Here is a 14,834-nt window from a genome sequence, read left to right on the forward strand (position 1 = left end):
GTGACTTCGCTATGGCTGGAGAATCGGACCGGAAAACCCTGGGCGGCGAGCAGGCTTGGTGACGGGCCACCGTCCGCCGACGTCATCGTGGTCGGTGCCGGCATCACCGGTTTGACCACCGCAGTGCTCTTGGCGCGCGCGGGCAAGGACGTGCTTGTGTTGGAAGCACGGACCGTCGGCGCCTGCGCGACCGGAAACACCACCGCCAAAATCAGCCTGTTGCAGGGCACTCACTTGTCCAAGATTCTGCCCAAACACGGCCGGGACACCGCGCGCGCCTATCTGGACGGCAACCGCGAAGGAATGGAGTGGATCCTCCACCACTGTGACAAGCACGGGGTCGCGGTCCAGCGGGAGGATGCGTACACCTACGCCCAGTCCGGCGACGGCGTCAAGTCGGCGCGCGCGGAGTTCAATGCGTGCCAGACGGTGGGGCTACCGGTCACCTGGGAGGACGACGCCGACGTCCCGTTCCCGTACCACGGTGGCGTGCGACTGCGCGAGCAGGCGCAGTTCGATCCGATGAAGTTCCTCGATGCGCTCGTCGTCGAATTGTTGGAGCACGGTGGGCGACTGGTCGAGCACGCCCGGGTACGCAGCGTGTCCACCCGCGGCAGCGGGGTGCGGGTCCGGGTCAACGACGAGGCGCAGCAGGACCTCGACGTGCACGCCGAGCACTTGGTGCTGGCCACCGGGATGCCGATTCTGGACCGCGGCGGTTACTTCGCCCGGGTCAAACCGCAGCGGTCCTACTGTCTGGCGTTCAAGGTCCCCGGCACCATCACCCGTCCGATGATGATCTCGACTGATTCGCCGACCCGCTCGGTGCGCTACGCACCCGTGCCGGACGGCGAGTTGCTGATCGTCGGCGGTGCAGGGCACACCGTGGGGCGCGAGAAGAGTCCGTCCAAGGCGCTGGACGAGCTGTCGTCGTGGACCAAGCGCCACTTTCCGGGCGCCGCGCAGACGCATTTCTGGTCGGCACAGGATTACAGCCCGATCGACGAATTGCCGTACGTGGGTCCCATCCTGCCCAATCTCGACAGCATCTACATCGCAACGGGATTCAACAAATGGGGAATGACGAACGGCCCCGCCGCCGCATTGGCGCTGTCGAGCCGGATCCTGGGCGGACGGATGGACTGGGCCAGCGCCTTCGCCAGCTGGAGCCGGCATGAGCTGACGGGACTGGGCACCGCGCTGCAGTCCAACCTCGAGGTCGGGTTCAACCTGGGCCGGGGCTGGATCACCCCAGCAACCCGCTGGACCAACCGCAGCCCCGGGCCGGACGAAACCGGCGTCGTCAGCGGGCCGCCCTGGCATCTGGAGGCCAGGTCCCGCGTGGACGGCGTCGAGCACACCGTCTCTCCGGTGTGCCCGCACCTCGGCGGAATCGTCAACTGGAACGACGCCGACCAGGCCTGGGAATGTCCGCTGCACGGATCGCGCTTCGCGCCGGACGGCACGCTGCTGGAGGGGCCGGCTACCACCGATTTGACCGCCTCGCGGTGAGCGGTCGCGGCCGGTGGCCGACGGTACCCATGTTTAAATCAATCGCTTGACTTAATACCCGGTGACGGGTTGACTGGGCGGCATGACGACCGTCGGCCGAGCCGTGCGCAGCGACCGGGCCAGCTCCACGCAGGAGGCGATCCTGGTTGCCGCCGAGCGACTGTTCGCCGAGCACGGGGTGTTCGCCGTGTCCAACCGGCAGGTCAGCGAGGCCGCCGGGCAGGGCAACAACGCGGCGGTCGGATACCACTTCGGCACCAAAGCGGACCTGGTACGGGCGATCGAGCAGAAGCATCGCGGGCCGATCGAGCAGCTGCGCATGCAGATGGTCGCGGCGATGCCGGATGCCGTGGGGATGCGGGGGTGGGTGGCCTGTCTGGTCTGCCCGCTCACCGAGCACCTCGAGGCCCTGGGCAACCCCACCTGGTACGCCCGGTTCGCCGCCCAGGCCATGACAGACCCGGCCTACCACAACATCGTCGTCAAGGACGCGCTGAGCTCGTCGTCGCTGGTTCGGGTGATCGACGGCATCAACAGCTGCCTACCGGACCTGCCGATCGCCGTGCGGTCCGAACGAAACATCATGGCGCGCAACCTGTTGATGCACACCTGTGCCGATCTCGAGCGGGCGCTGGCCGAAGGCGCCTCGACGCCGCGGCCGTCCTGGCGTGCGGCGGCCACCGGACTGATCGACGCGATCGTGGGCCTGTGGTTGGCGCCCGTCACTCCGGTGGACGAGGAGCTGGGCCGATGAAGATCACCGTCGACCAGGACAGCTGCGCATCGTCGGGCAACTGCGTGATGAATGCGCCGGAAGTATTCGACCAGCGCGACGAGGACGGTGTCGTCGTCCTGCTCAACCCAACGCCACCCGCCGACCAGGCCGAGGGCGCCCGCAAAGCCGCTGCCTTCTGCCCGGCACTGGCCATCCAGATCGAGGAGTGAACGTGTCCGACACACTCACAGACACCACCACCGACACCGACATCCCCGAATATCCGATGGCCCGGGCAGCTGGGTGCCCGTTCGCGCCGCCCCCGGACGTGATGGCGCTGGCCGCTGCCAAACCGCTTTCCCGGGTACGGATCTGGGACGGCAGCACCCCCTGGTTGATCACCGGCTATGAGCAGTGCCGGGAGCTCTTCTCGGATTCGCGGGTCAGCGTCGACGACCGGATTCCTGGCTTCCCGCACTGGAACGAACGCATGCTGTCCACAGTGCACAAGCGGCCGCGATCAGTCTTCACCTCCGACGGCGAAGAGCACACCCGATTCCGGCGAATGTTGTCCAAGCCCTTCACCTTCCGGCGCGTAGAGGGTCTTCGCACGGCGATTCAACAGATCACCGACGACCACATCGACAAGATGCTCGCGGGCCCGCAGCCGGCCGACCTCGTCGCTGCTATCGCGCTGCCCATCCCGTCGCTGGTGATCAGCCAACTGCTGGGGGTGCCCTACGAGGACGCCGAGATGTTCCAGGAGCACGCCAATGTCGGCCTCGCTCGCTACGCGACCAGCGAGGACACCGTCAAGGGCGCGATGAGCCTGTACAAATACCTGTCCACATTGGTCGAGACCAAGATGGAAAACCCCGCTGAGGACGCGGTTTCCGACCTGGCCGAGCGAGTCAAGGCCGGTGAACTCAGCCTCAAGGAGGCCACCCAATTGGCCAGCGGCCTGCTGATGGCCGGGCACGAGACCACCGCCAACATGATCGGGATCGGTGTCCTTGCGCTGCTGCAGAATCCCGACCAGCTGCCGGCCATCCGGGATGCCGACGACCCCAAGATCGTCGCCAATGCGGTGGAGGAACTGCTGCGCTACCTCAGCATCATCCAGAACGGTCAGCGCCGCGTCGCCGTGGAGGACATCCCCATCGCCGGTGAGGTCATTCGCGCGGGCGAGGGGATCGTCATCGATCTGGCCCCGGCGAACTGGGATGGCAAAGCGTTCACCGACCCCGACCGCCTGTACCTACACCGCTCGAACGCGGACCGCAATGTGGCCTTCGGTTACGGCCGGCACCAGTGCGTCGGTCAACAGCTGGCACGCGCGGAGCTGCAGATCGTGTTCCGCACTCTGTTCCAGCGGATTCCCACCATGACGCTGGCCGTCCCGTTCGAGGAGATTCCGTTCAAGCACGACCGGCTCACCTACGGCGTCCACGAACTACCGATCAGCTGGTAAGCCCTTTCACAGCCCGAGAGAGGTCAATGATGACAAGCACGCTCTATCCCCCGAAAGGCTTTGGCGCACCGAAAGATCGCAAAGGCCACGCCCTCGGCAGCAATGTCGGCCTGCCCGCCGGCACGGAGGTGTTCTCCGCAGACAATCACATCTCGCTGGCCGCGGACATCTTCTACGAGCGCTTCCCGGAAGACCTCAAGGACAAGGCACCCCGGATCTGGTACGAGGACGGTGCGTATCAGGTCGGTCGCAAGGGCCAGTCGTTCCTGCCCGGCGACTTCAGTGCCGTGCTCATGCAGTACGACGACCTGCCCGGGGCCGCCAGCACCAACATCGACGCGCGCATTCAGGAATTACGCGAAGACGGTGTCGACAAGGAACTCGCCTTCCCCAACGCCGTGCTGGCGCTGTTCCACTACCCGGACAAGAAGCTGCGCGAAATCACCTTCCGCATCTACAACGAGTACATCGCGGAGTTGCAGGAGCGCTCCAACGGGCATTTCTACGGTGCCGGACTGATCAACTGGTGGGACCCGGAGGGCACTCGCCGGACGCTAGGCGAGTTGAAGTCGTTGGGGCTCAAGACATTTCTGCTGCCGCTGAACCCGGGCAAGGACGACGACGGAAACATCATCGACTACGGCAGTACCGCCATGAAGCCGGTGTGGGACGAAATCGAGGCCGCTGGGCTTCCGGTCACACATCACATCGGGGAGACTCCGCCAAAAACGCCGTGCCAGTTCAACAGCGTCGTCGTCGGCATGATGATCAACATCGACGGCTTTCGCGAGCAGTTCGCGAAGTATCTTTTTACCGGAATTCTGGACGATCACCCCGGGCTGCGGATCGGCTGGTTCGAAGGCGGAATCGCCTGGGTGCCGTGGGCTTTGCAGGATGCCGAGCACCTGGTGGCCTCCTACCAGCACATGTTCAACCGGCCGCTGGAGCACGACGTGCGCTACTACTGGGACACCCACATGAGCGCCTCGTTCATGGTCGATCCGCTGGGTCTGGAATTGATCGACCGGATCGGTGTCGACAAGGTCATGTGGTCCAGCGACTACCCGCACAACGAAAGTACCTACGGGTACTCGGAGAAGTCGCTGGCGGCCGTCGTCGAGGCGGTCGGACCGGAGCAGGCCGCCCGGGTGGTCAGCGGCAACGTCAGCGAATTCCTGGGCTTGTGAGCACAGTCACCGAAACCATTGGCGGGCTGGCGATCCCGGAAACTCCCGACCTGACCCGGCTGCGGCGCGAGACGGGCGCGCGGTTGCGCACCGCGATGGCCGATCGCGGCGTCGATGCCTTGGTGTTGCTCGGCAACAACGCCGTCGTGTACGCCACCGGAACGAGTTGGCCGCTGGGTGATGCCGGGCTGTCCTATGTCGAGCGGCCGGTGGCCGTGGTGCTCGCCGACGACCCGTGGCCGCACCTGTTCCTGCCCTTCCGCGAAGGCGCCGTGCAGGAGTCGGACCTGCCCACCGACCATCTGCATGGTCCGGTGTACCTCGAATTCGACGAGGGGGTGGCAGATTTCGCCCGGCAGCTCGCGGAACTGGTCCCGACCGGGTCGACCGTCGCGGTCGACGAACTCACCGGTGCCATGTCGCGCGCACGGAAGTCGTTGTTTCCCCACGGTGCGCCCGTCGACGCGGCCGCGGTGGTCAGTGCCGCCAAGGTGGTCAAGACCGTCGACGAACTCGCCTGCATCCGCACCGCGGTCCGGATCACCGACGAAGCGATGGTCGAAGTGCAGCAGGCACTTGCCCCCGGCATCCGTCAGATCGACCTGTCGGGCCGCTTCCTGCGCCGGGCCTTCGAACTGGGTGCGATGGCCAGCATGCTGGAACCGATCTGGCAGGTGATGCCGCGCAGCAAGGCCGAGGGTGTGTGGACCACCCACGGTGACCTCGCGCTGCCGTTGCTCAGTACCGAGCGCGAACTCGGCAAAGGCGACGTGTTGTGGACCGACGTCAGCATCACCTACCAGGGCTACTGTTCGGACTTCGGACGGACCTGGATCGTCGGGCAGGATCCGTCGCCGCGGCAGCAGGCGCAGTTCGACAAGTGGCGGCACATCATGGACACGGTGCTGGACGTGGCCCGCGCCGGCGTCACCGCCGCTGACCTGGGCCGGGCGGCCATCGAGGCCAACGGCGGTGCCCGGCCGTGGCTGCCGCACTTCTATCTGGGTCACGGCATCGGCGTCAACGCGGCCGAAATGCCTATGATCGGAACGGATCTCGGCAACGAGTTCGACGAGAACTTCGTGCTGCAGTCCGGCATGGTGCTGGTGGTCGAACCGGTGGTGTGGGAAGACGGCACCGGCGGTTACCGCAGCGAGGAGGTCCTGGTGATCACCGAGGAAGGCTCGACGAGGTTGACCAACTACCCTTACCGCCCCTATGGCGACTGAGGTTCTGGCCGACGACAGGGCACTGCGCCTGGGTCGTCGGGAACGCGCGCTGGCCCAGATGGCCGAACACGACCTGGACGTGCTGGTGCTGGGCCGGCAGGCCAATGTCCGCTACGTCACCGGCGCACCGCAGCTCTGGGTGGCGGGGACCCGCCCGTTCGGGCCCACCTGTGTGCTGGTGCGTGCTACCGGCGCGATCCACCTGCTCAGCACGTGGGACGAAGGGGTGCCCGACGACATCCCGCACGAGAACCTGTACGGCATCTCGTGGAATCCGGTGAACACCATCGCCGCGCTGCGGCGCATCGAGGGTGCCGACACCGCTCGCCGGGTCGGAACCGACGCGCTCTCACCGGTTTTCGCGCAGTTGCTGCCCACCGCCTTCCCGAATGCTGAACTGGTGGACGGCGAACTGGCCATGCGTGCTGCCCGCCGGATCAAGACCGACGATGAAATCGCCGCCCTGCGTGAATCGGTCGCGGTGGCCGAGGCGGCGCTGGCCGTCGCGGTGGCCGAACTGCGGCCCGGGGTGACCGAGCAGACCCTGGCCGGGGTGCTGTTGGAGGCGCTGGCCGCCGGCGGAGTCAGCACCCCGTCGAATCAGGATGTGGCGTGGGTGACGTCGCGGGAGCATCCCTGGCGGCGGGCCGGCAACCCCGGTGGGGTGCAGCCCGGCGACCTCGTAGCGCTGTCGGCCGGTGTGGTGGCCGGTGGCTACATCGGCGAGGTGGGCCGCACCTGGCCGGTGGGAACGGTTGCCGGTGCGCCGGCGATATTCGCGCGTTGGGATCGCCTGTGGGGCAAATTGGTAGCGGCGTGCAGCCCGGGCAACGGAGCCGGTGAGCTGTTGGCGGCCTACCAGGCCGCAGGGGAGCCGGCACCGCCGATGCCGGTGGCCCGCGGACTGGGGATGGGTTTCGACCCGCCTGTCGTCTCCGCTCGCTTACCCGGCACGGCGGACGGTGAGCGACTGGAGCCGGGGATGGTCCTTGCGGTCACCGGTTACGTCTGGGAACCGGGCGTCGGCGCGGTCTTCGGACGCGAGGCGGTGCTGATCACCCGTGACGGTCCCGAAGTGCTGACTGCCAGTCCGGCCTGGCACGGCTGAGCATGGGGGCCAAGGCGGACAAGCTGATCCGATATGACAAGGACGCCGAGACCCGCATCGCCACCATCACCTTCGACCGGCCGGAGTATCTGAACGCGCCCACCATCGCGGCCCGGCGGCGCTACGCCGCCCTGTTGCACCGGGCCGGCATCGACGACGACGTCAAGGTCGTGGTGATTCGCGGCGAAGGGCCCGACCTCGGCTCCGGCGCAGATCTCGTGGAGTTCATCCGAGCCAAGGACGCGGTCGAGCCCGAGCCGCTGCTCGCCGAATTCGGGATCGCCGCAGGGGAAGTCAGTTATCCACCGAAAGGCTCGTTTCGCCACGGTGCCTCCATCGGAGCGTGGTATGCGAATCCGAACTCAGGGATACGTGGCTTGCAGGACTTCAAGAAGATCAGCATCGTGGAGGCCAAGGGGTACTGCTACGGCTGGCACTTCTATCAGGCCGCCGACGCCGACTTGGTGATCGCCAGCGACGACGCTCTGTTCGGGCACCCGTCCTTCCGCTATTACGGCTGGGGACCGCGCATGTGGTGGTGGGCGCAGACCATGGGCATCCGCAAATTTCAGGAAATGGTCTATACCGGACGTGCTTTCACCGCCGCGGAGATGTACGACTGCAACTTCCTGAACAGCGTGGTGCCCCGGGCGGATCTCGAGGCCGAAGTGGCGAAGTACGCGCTGGCGTGTGCCCGAAACCGGCCGACCGACACGGTTTTCATGCAGAAGACATTCTTCGAGATCATGAAACAGTTCCAGGGTGAATACCTGGGCAGCGTGCTCAGTGGCTTCTTCGAATCCGCCGGCGGTGCCGCACAGGCCGACCCGGGTGGTTTCGCACTGGCCGGGGCGATCGACGAAGGCCTGGGGGGCGCGGTCAAGGACAACGACGACAAGTTCCCCCCGGACTGGCGGTTGAGCAAGAAGGCACGCGCCGGCAAGGGCAATGGTCGAAAGAAGAAGCGCTAGTGGTCGAATCGCCGTTGACCGGTCTGCTGGTGATCGACCTGTCCAGCGGGATCGCGGGCGCCTACTGCACGAAGTTGCTGGCCGATGGCGGTGCCGACGTCGTCAAGGTCGAACCCCCCGACGGTGATCCGCTGCGTTCCTGGTCGGCCTCGGGCGCGTCGGTCCAGGGCGACGGCGCCTTGTTCAGCTTTCTGGCCGGCTCCAAGCACAGCGTCGTGGTGGATCCTGGCGCCGACCTGGACCTGCTCGATCGGCTGCTGGCCGCGGCCGACGCGGTGATCTGGTCGCCCGGGTCCGCGGTGGCCGAAGTGGTTGCTCCAGAAGAGATCCGGTCGCGGTTTCCGCATCTCGTCGTCACCGCCATCACCCCGTTCGGACTGCACGGCCCCTGGCGAGACCGTGCGGCGACCGAGTTCACGCTGCAGGCCTGGTCTGGCGGGATCATCGGGCTGGGCCGCGGGGTGGCCGACCGCGCCCCGGTTTACGTCGGCGGCCAGGTGGGGGAGTATCTGGCCGGCGCCTACGCCAGCGCCGCCACCCTGACCGCGCGGTACCGCGGGGTTGGTGAGCTCATTGACATGTCGATGCTGGAGACCCAGATCCTCTGTCTCACTTACTATCCGGTGTCCTTCTTCGAGATGCTGGGGCGGCCGTGGCGGGATGCTCGCCGGCCCACCGTCCCTGGCGTGGCGGCCGCTCAGGATGGGCTGGTCGACCTCGGATGCGGCACCGCCCAACAGTGGTTCGACCTGTGTGCGATGGTCGGCCACGACGAGTGGATCGATGAGAACTCTTCGCTGTCCATCACCGAGCAGGCCAACATCCACGCCGACGAGATCTACGCGTGGGTACGCAGCCATCCGGTGGACGAGATTCGCGAACTGGCCACCGCCTTCCGGATACCGAACGCGCCAGTGGCCAACGGCGCCAACATCGCAACGCTGGACCACTTCGTCGAGCGTGGCTCATTCATGTCCAACCCGCGTGACGGATTCGCCCAACCGGGCCATCCGTATCGGATGCATCCGGCGCGCTTGCGGCCGCCCGGGCCCGCTCCGCGACTGGGCGAACACACCGAGCAGTGGCGCTCCGTCGACCCGTCCACGCGCCCGGCGCCGGCAGCCCGTGCCGAAGGGTTGCCACTCAGCGGCATACGGGTCCTCGACATGACGACGTTCTGGGCGGGCCCGTCCTGCACACACTTTCTGGCGATGCTGGGCGCCGAGGTGATCCACGTGGAATCCACCCGGCGTCCCGACGGCACCCGGCTGATCGCCGGAATCCCGGCCACCGTGGATCGGTGGTGGGAGAAGTCGCCGATCTTCGCGGCGCTGAACACCAACAAGAAGGGCGTGACCCTGGACCTGCAGAGTCCACGAGGGCGGGACCTGCTGCGGCAGCTGATCGCCACCTGCGATGTGGTCGCGGAGAACTTCACCCCCCGGGTGCTCGACCAGATCGGCTTGGATTTCGCTGCGGTGCAGGCTCTTCGGCCGAACGCGGTGATGCTGCGGATGCCCGGTTTCGGCTTGGACGGTCCGTGGCGGGACAACCCGGCCTTCGCCTACGTCATCGAGTCGGCGTCGGGGGTGAGCTGGCTGACCGGTTACCCCGACCGCACCCCGTTCGAGCCGTACTCGGTCGGTGACCCCAACGCCGGCGTGCACGCCCTCAACGCGCTGCTGCTGGCGTTGGAACACCGCCGCCGCACCGGGCAGGGCGTGCTGGTCGAGGCGGCGATGGTGGACGCCGCAATCAACATCGCCGCCGAGCAGTTGATCGAGTACTCCGCCTACGGCGCCCTGCTGGAAAGAGCCGGCAACCGTGGGCCGACCGCCGCGCCGCAGAACCTGTACCGCACCAACGAGATCGATGAGTTCGGACGGCTGGACAGCTGGGTCGCGGTCGCGGTGGCCACCGACGAACACTGGCGCTGCTTGCAGACTGCACTCGGATCACCAACGTGGGCAATGGATCCGCGGTTGGACACCATCGCCGGCCGACGCGAACACGCAGACCTGATCGACGAACGGCTGTCCGCGTGGTGCGGGCAACGGATCGGTGACGAGATCGTCGGGATGCTCTGGGACGCCGGGGTTCCGGTGGCCAAGGTGATGCAACCGCACCGGCAGACCGAACTACCCCAGCTGGCCGCCCGCGGCTTCTTCGAAGTCGTCGATCATCCGGTGCACGGCTCGGCTAGGCTCAGCACCGTGCCCATGCGGTTGTCCGACGGCCCCGACCGATTCCACACCCGGCCCGCACCGTTGCTGGGGCAGCACAACCACGAGGTGCTCACCGATCTGGGGTTGACCGCGGCGCAGATCGCCGAACTGGAGGCCGACGGTGTGATCGGCCGGGCACCAGCATGATTCGCAGGCGGTGACGGTGGCTATCGACCCGTCCAACATCCTGCTGACCGATCGCGTCGCAGTGGTCACCGGCGGCGGAGCGGGCATCGGCCGCGGTATCGCCGCCGGTCTGGTGTCCTTCGGCGCCAAGGTGGCCATCTGGGAACACAACCCGGACAGCTGTGCGCAAGCCGCGGAATCTATTGGTGCCCTGGGCATCACGGCCGACGTACGAGACGGCGGTCAGGTCGACGCCGCCCTGCAGCGCACTGCAGCCGAGCTGGGCACGCCGACGATCCTGGTGAACAATGCCGGTGGGGTGTTCTCCTCACCGCTGCTGGATACCACCGAAAACGGTTGGGACGCGCTGTATCGGGCGAACCTCCGGCATGTGTTGCTGTGCACGCAACGGGTGGCCCGGCTGATGGTGTCCGCCGGGCTGGCCGGCAGCATCATAGCGGTCACCTCTATCGAGGGGGTGCGCGCCGCACCAGGCTATGCGGCCTACGCCGCCGCCAAGGCCGGCGTGATCAACTACACCAGGACCGCCGCATTGGAACTGGCGTCGCACCGCATCCGGGTCAACGCCATCGCACCCGACATCACGCTCACCGAGGGCCTGGCGCAGCTCGGCGGGGCCGATGCGATAGCCGCGATCGGCAACGTCGTTCCATTGGGTCGTCCCGGTCACGTCGACGAGATCGCCGGCACCGCAGTTTTTCTCGCATCTGACCTGGCGAGCTACATCACCGGACAGACCATCCATGTCGACGGCGGCACGCATGCGTCCAGTGGTTGGCACCGCAACCCGGAAACCGGCGACTACCAGCTCGGCCCACGTTAGTTCCTGAGCAGCGTCGACGCGGGCTGCACGGCGGGCATATTTGTCTCATCTTCGAGTGGGACGAAATGCCCTGACTTCGGCGGCGGCATCTATTAGGCTCGTGTGACACAGCTAACAGGTGAGGAATGAGTCGGATGGAAATACTTGTCACCGGGGGCGCAGGCTTCCAGGGCAGTCATCTGTCGGAGTCACTACTCGACCACGGGCACTGGGTGACTGTCCTGAATACGTCATCGAAGAGCGCGAGGCGAAATACCGCTGATTTTCGTTCGCACGAGCGAGCCGCTTTTATTTCGGGGTCGGTGACCGACGGGGAAATGGTCCATCGCGCGGTTCGCGATCATCACGTCGTATTCCATCTGGCCGCCAACATCAATGTCGACCAGTCGCTCGGTGATCCGGAGAGCTTCCTCGAAACCAACGTGATGGGTACCTACCGCGTACTCGAGGCGGTTCGGCGCTACAAGAACCGGTTGATCTACGTCTCGACCTGCGAAGTATATGGAGACGGGCACAATCTGCAGGAAGGTGAGCTTCTTGACGAGAGCGCGGAACTGAAACCGAACAGCCCCTACGGCGCCTCGAAGGCGGCAGCCGATCGGTTGTGTTACTCCTACTACCGCTCCTACGGTCTGGACGTCACCATCGTCCGACCATTCAATATCTTCGGGGTGCGCCAGAAAACCGGGCGATTCGGTGCTCTTATTCCGCGCCTCGTCCGGCAGGCGGTCAACGGCGAAAATCTGACGATCTTCGGCGACGGTTCGGCGACTCGCGACTATTTGTACGTGAGCGATATCGTCAATGCCTACAACCTCGTCCTGCAGAACACCACACTTCGTGGACGGGCTATCAACTTCGCAAGTGGCAAAGACACCAGAGTCAAGGACATCGTCGAATACATAGCCGGGAAGTTCGGCGCCGAGATCACCCGCCACGACGCGCGTCCGGGCGAAGTCGCACGTTTCCCGGCCAACATCGACCTCGCCAGAAGCATCGGATTCCGGCCCGAAGTCGACATTTGGGACGGCATCGACCGCTATATCCAATGGGCGAAGGACCAACCTCGCTACTCCTACGAACAAGACGGCTGCAGCGGCGTCCTGACCCCCGCCGCCGGCCCTACCAGCAACGGATCTTCGGAGGCGAGGAACCTGAAGTGAATGGTCCGGCTGAGACGTCGATGCGTGCGGACGGGCTCGACGGGGAATCATTGACGTCGCTGCGCGCGAAGGTCGACGCGTGGAGTGCCCACGACGCGCTGGCGCAGTTGGTTGCGATGTTCGGTGGAGTAGTGCCGCGGCACGACGATCTGGCAACCCGGTTGGCCTTCCTGGACGAGTTCAGCGAGGTATGGGATTACCGGGGACGGGCGAGGGCACGTTCGAGCGGCCGGCGAGTGCAGTGCCAGGACGCCGACGGTGGGGCACGGTGGATGATCCCCCCGCTGGAAATGCCGGACGAGCAACTCGCGACGATAACGAGGCTGGCCCAGCGGCTGGGCCTCACACATGAATCGCGTCCCGCTGCAGACACATTCGACTACATGTTGGTGATCGGCACCGGGCGCTACTCGAACATGCTCCGAGCCAGGTGGGCGCGGGAACTCGCCGGCGAGAATCGCGTCGCCCATATCGTGCTTGCCGCCGCCTCCCGGCGGCTGTTGTCGACCGAACAGGACGCGGTCGCGTCCTGCGCCCCGGGCGCGCGTACCGAATTCGACCTGCTGGCCACCGCGGCGGCCGCCGCGTTCGGGATGGATACCTCCGAAGTGGTTCGGCGCGCGCGGCAGCTGGTCGACGACCCGCATCGGGGGCAGTTGGTGTGGCACTTCGGCGAAGACACCAACGATCTCGGGCTGCCCATCACACTGATCGAGGCGCCGTCGCCGGAGCCGAACAACCGCCGCGCCACTTCTGCGGATACGTTTACCTTCACCGCACGGACATTGGCCATGCACCGGTCGAGTTGTCTGTTTGCGACTGGTCAGCCGTTCGTCCCCTATCAGCACTTCGACGCGCTGCGAACGCTGACCCTGCCGTTCGGAATCCGGATCGAGACAGCGGGCTTCGGCATCGACCGGTACGAGGGACTGCACGAGATGGACCTACAGCATCCCGCCAAACTGCTACAGGAGGTCCGTTCCACAATCCGGGCGGGCCGAAGCCTGGTGGAACGGATCGACGCCTACCGGACGAGCAGCCGCGCCGAGGTTGCCCACAATCATCCGTCGGCGGTGATCGTGCACGGTGTGGCCGGCGGGTAGCTGCCCGATACCGCGCGCAGCCGGCCCGGCGGCGGCCAGGGCCGCAACCCCATATTGCCCAAGAAGCGCAGCGGATTGACGTGCGCACCGCCGATCCGCGTCTCGAAGTGCAGGTAACCGTCCCGGTCGTCGGCGCCGAGGCAGCCGATCGGGGAACCCGCACATATCCGGTCGCCGACTGCGGGTCGGTTGTCATCGCCGGGCCGAAACGTATAGCGGATCTCGGTATCGCTGTCAGCGATGGCCACCGAGTAGAGACCATTGATTTCGGTTGCGCGACAGACAATTCCAGATATAACAGCGTAGACCGGGCTGCCGGGGTCAGCGGCGAAATCGACACCGGGATGGAAACCGTCCGCCCGGGGTCCGTAGCCGCGGCCGATCGCGCGCGGCTCCGCCTCGACCGGCAACCGGACACCCGGCTCGGCCCGGTCGAAGTCGCCGCGCACCCGCCGTCGGTAATCGGCCTTCAGTAGGTCGAGTTCGTCGAGTGCGTAGCCGAACAGCAGCGAGCGATCGTAGGCCACACCGAAGTTGTGCCGGAAATCCGGATCGAGCCGCATGTAGTGTTGGACTCTCGAAATCCGCTCCGCCAACGTCGACCAGCCGTTGTGGGTCAACCGGATTCCGTCGAGCTGCCCGATGCGACCGTGGTCGGTGATGTTGGCCGGCCAGTGTGAATTGTGCATGAGCTTGGGTCCCGCATACAGGCCGGGGCGCCACCGCCAGAACGGCCCGCGCAGTGCCTCGGCGGTGCCCATCACCGGCACCATGTCCGGGTACTCCGGATCATCCCAGCGGGAGGCCATCGGGCACATCAACGCCGTAACGTCATCGGGGGTGTGCGCCAGCACGTCACGGATGTCGATGTCGATCTGGAAAACCCAGTCGGCGTCGACCATCACCATCCAGTCCGGACGGCAGAAGTCGGCCATCCGGTAGAGCAACTCCAGCCCGGTGGACTCGGGGATCAACCAGGGCGTCGGAGGTAGATCTGGCCGTGCGCGAACAACATTGGTGACTTTGGGGTGGCTCGCCAGGATCGCCGCGGTGTCGTCGGTGCTGCGGTCGTCGATCGCGTAGATGTCGTCACAGAACGCGGCCAGCGAGTCCAAGGTGCCGGCCAACGTCTTTCCGGCATTGTGGGCACGCGTCACTCCCAGAACCCGCATCATGGACT

13 protein-coding genes are annotated in these 14,834 nt (G+C 66.1%); 12 read left to right on the forward strand and 1 reads right to left on the reverse strand.

Translation table 11 applies throughout. The features are described from left to right. The 12 genes from AC5Y6Y_RS18425 to AC5Y6Y_RS18480 all read left to right on the forward strand — a co-directional run bounded on the left by AC5Y6Y_RS18425 (nt 1) and on the right by AC5Y6Y_RS18480 (nt 13,654). Nucleotides 1-1,512 (forward strand): FAD-dependent oxidoreductase, encoded by a 1,512-nt coding sequence (locus tag AC5Y6Y_RS18425; RefSeq protein ID WP_499919239.1) that lies wholly within the window; start codon nt 1-3, stop codon nt 1,510-1,512. 82 nt (nt 1,513-1,594) lie between these two features. Next, nucleotides 1,595-2,266: a TetR/AcrR family transcriptional regulator gene (locus AC5Y6Y_RS18430; RefSeq protein WP_463827215.1), complete on the forward strand. Its 672-nt coding sequence runs from the start codon at nt 1,595-1,597 to the stop codon at nt 2,264-2,266. Beyond that, the gene (locus AC5Y6Y_RS18435; protein ID WP_463827216.1) at nt 2,263-2,457 is read left to right on the forward strand and encodes a ferredoxin; all 195 of its coding nucleotides are present in this window, start codon (nt 2,263-2,265) and stop codon (nt 2,455-2,457) included. Before AC5Y6Y_RS18430 ends, AC5Y6Y_RS18435 begins: the two co-directional genes overlap by 4 nt. A gap of 2 nt (nt 2,458-2,459) precedes the next feature. After that, on the forward strand, nt 2,460-3,698 hold the full coding sequence (locus AC5Y6Y_RS18440; protein WP_499919238.1) for a cytochrome P450: 1,239 nt from the start codon (nt 2,460-2,462) through the stop codon (nt 3,696-3,698). 29 nt (nt 3,699-3,727) lie between these two features. After that, nucleotides 3,728-4,885, forward strand: coding sequence for an amidohydrolase family protein (locus AC5Y6Y_RS18445; protein ID WP_499919237.1), 1,158 nt, complete (start codon nt 3,728-3,730; stop codon nt 4,883-4,885). After that, nucleotides 4,882-6,114 carry a M24 family metallopeptidase gene (locus AC5Y6Y_RS18450; protein ID WP_499919235.1) on the forward strand — a complete coding sequence of 411 codons (1,233 nt, stop codon included), beginning with the start codon at nt 4,882-4,884 and terminating at the stop codon, nt 6,112-6,114. Before AC5Y6Y_RS18445 ends, AC5Y6Y_RS18450 begins: the two co-directional genes overlap by 4 nt. After that, nucleotides 6,104-7,222 (forward strand): M24 family metallopeptidase, encoded by a 1,119-nt coding sequence (locus AC5Y6Y_RS18455; protein WP_499919234.1) that lies wholly within the window; start codon nt 6,104-6,106, stop codon nt 7,220-7,222. Before AC5Y6Y_RS18450 ends, AC5Y6Y_RS18455 begins: the two co-directional genes overlap by 11 nt. Before the next feature lie 2 nt (nt 7,223-7,224). Then, nucleotides 7,225-8,193 carry an enoyl-CoA hydratase/isomerase family protein gene (locus AC5Y6Y_RS18460; RefSeq protein ID WP_499919232.1) on the forward strand — a complete coding sequence of 323 codons (969 nt, stop codon included), beginning with the start codon at nt 7,225-7,227 and terminating at the stop codon, nt 8,191-8,193. Beyond that, nucleotides 8,193-10,565: a CaiB/BaiF CoA-transferase family protein gene (locus AC5Y6Y_RS18465; RefSeq protein WP_499919231.1), complete on the forward strand. Its 2,373-nt coding sequence runs from the start codon at nt 8,193-8,195 to the stop codon at nt 10,563-10,565. Before AC5Y6Y_RS18460 ends, AC5Y6Y_RS18465 begins: the two co-directional genes overlap by 1 nt. Before the next feature lie 16 nt (nt 10,566-10,581). Next, entirely contained in the window at nt 10,582-11,388 is an 807-nt protein-coding gene (locus AC5Y6Y_RS18470; protein ID WP_463827223.1) for an SDR family NAD(P)-dependent oxidoreductase, read from the forward strand. Between the two features lie 134 nt (nt 11,389-11,522). Further along, nucleotides 11,523-12,551, forward strand: coding sequence for an NAD-dependent epimerase/dehydratase family protein (locus tag AC5Y6Y_RS18475; protein WP_499919230.1), 1,029 nt, complete (start codon nt 11,523-11,525; stop codon nt 12,549-12,551). 20 nt (nt 12,552-12,571) lie between these two features. Next, a complete protein-coding gene (locus tag AC5Y6Y_RS18480) occupies nt 12,572-13,654 on the forward strand; it encodes a hypothetical protein (RefSeq protein ID WP_499919255.1) in 1,083 nt (360 codons plus the stop codon). Here AC5Y6Y_RS18480 and AC5Y6Y_RS18485 read toward each other — a convergent pair. After that, the gene (locus tag AC5Y6Y_RS18485) at nt 13,612-14,826 is read right to left on the reverse strand and encodes a peptidoglycan DD-metalloendopeptidase family protein (RefSeq protein WP_499919229.1); all 1,215 of its coding nucleotides are present in this window, start codon (nt 14,824-14,826) and stop codon (nt 13,612-13,614) included. The genes AC5Y6Y_RS18480 and AC5Y6Y_RS18485 overlap by 43 nt on opposite strands. Nucleotides 14,827-14,834: the final 8 nt, after the last annotated feature.

The organism is Mycobacterium sp. NGS24, from assembly GCF_059813065.1.

Excerpts from the sequence above, each read along its gene's own strand:
- AC5Y6Y_RS18430 (WP_463827215.1), top strand. The coding sequence starts at position 1,595 with ATGACGACCGTCGGCCGAGCCGTGCGCAGCGACCGGGCCAGCTCCACG.
- AC5Y6Y_RS18435 (WP_463827216.1), top strand. The coding sequence starts at position 2,263 with ATGAAGATCACCGTCGACCAGGACAGCTGCGCATCGTCGGGCAACTGC.
- AC5Y6Y_RS18445 (WP_499919237.1), top strand. The coding sequence starts at position 3,728 with ATGACAAGCACGCTCTATCCCCCGAAAGGCTTTGGCGCACCGAAAGAT.
- AC5Y6Y_RS18455 (WP_499919234.1), top strand. The coding sequence starts at position 6,104 with ATGGCGACTGAGGTTCTGGCCGACGACAGGGCACTGCGCCTGGGTCGT.
- AC5Y6Y_RS18460 (WP_499919232.1), top strand. The coding sequence starts at position 7,225 with ATGGGGGCCAAGGCGGACAAGCTGATCCGATATGACAAGGACGCCGAG.
- AC5Y6Y_RS18475 (WP_499919230.1), top strand. The coding sequence starts at position 11,523 with ATGGAAATACTTGTCACCGGGGGCGCAGGCTTCCAGGGCAGTCATCTG.
- AC5Y6Y_RS18480 (WP_499919255.1), top strand. The coding sequence starts at position 12,572 with ATGCGTGCGGACGGGCTCGACGGGGAATCATTGACGTCGCTGCGCGCG.
- AC5Y6Y_RS18485 (WP_499919229.1), bottom strand. The coding sequence starts at position 14,826 with ATGCGGGTTCTGGGAGTGACGCGTGCCCACAATGCCGGAAAGACGTTG.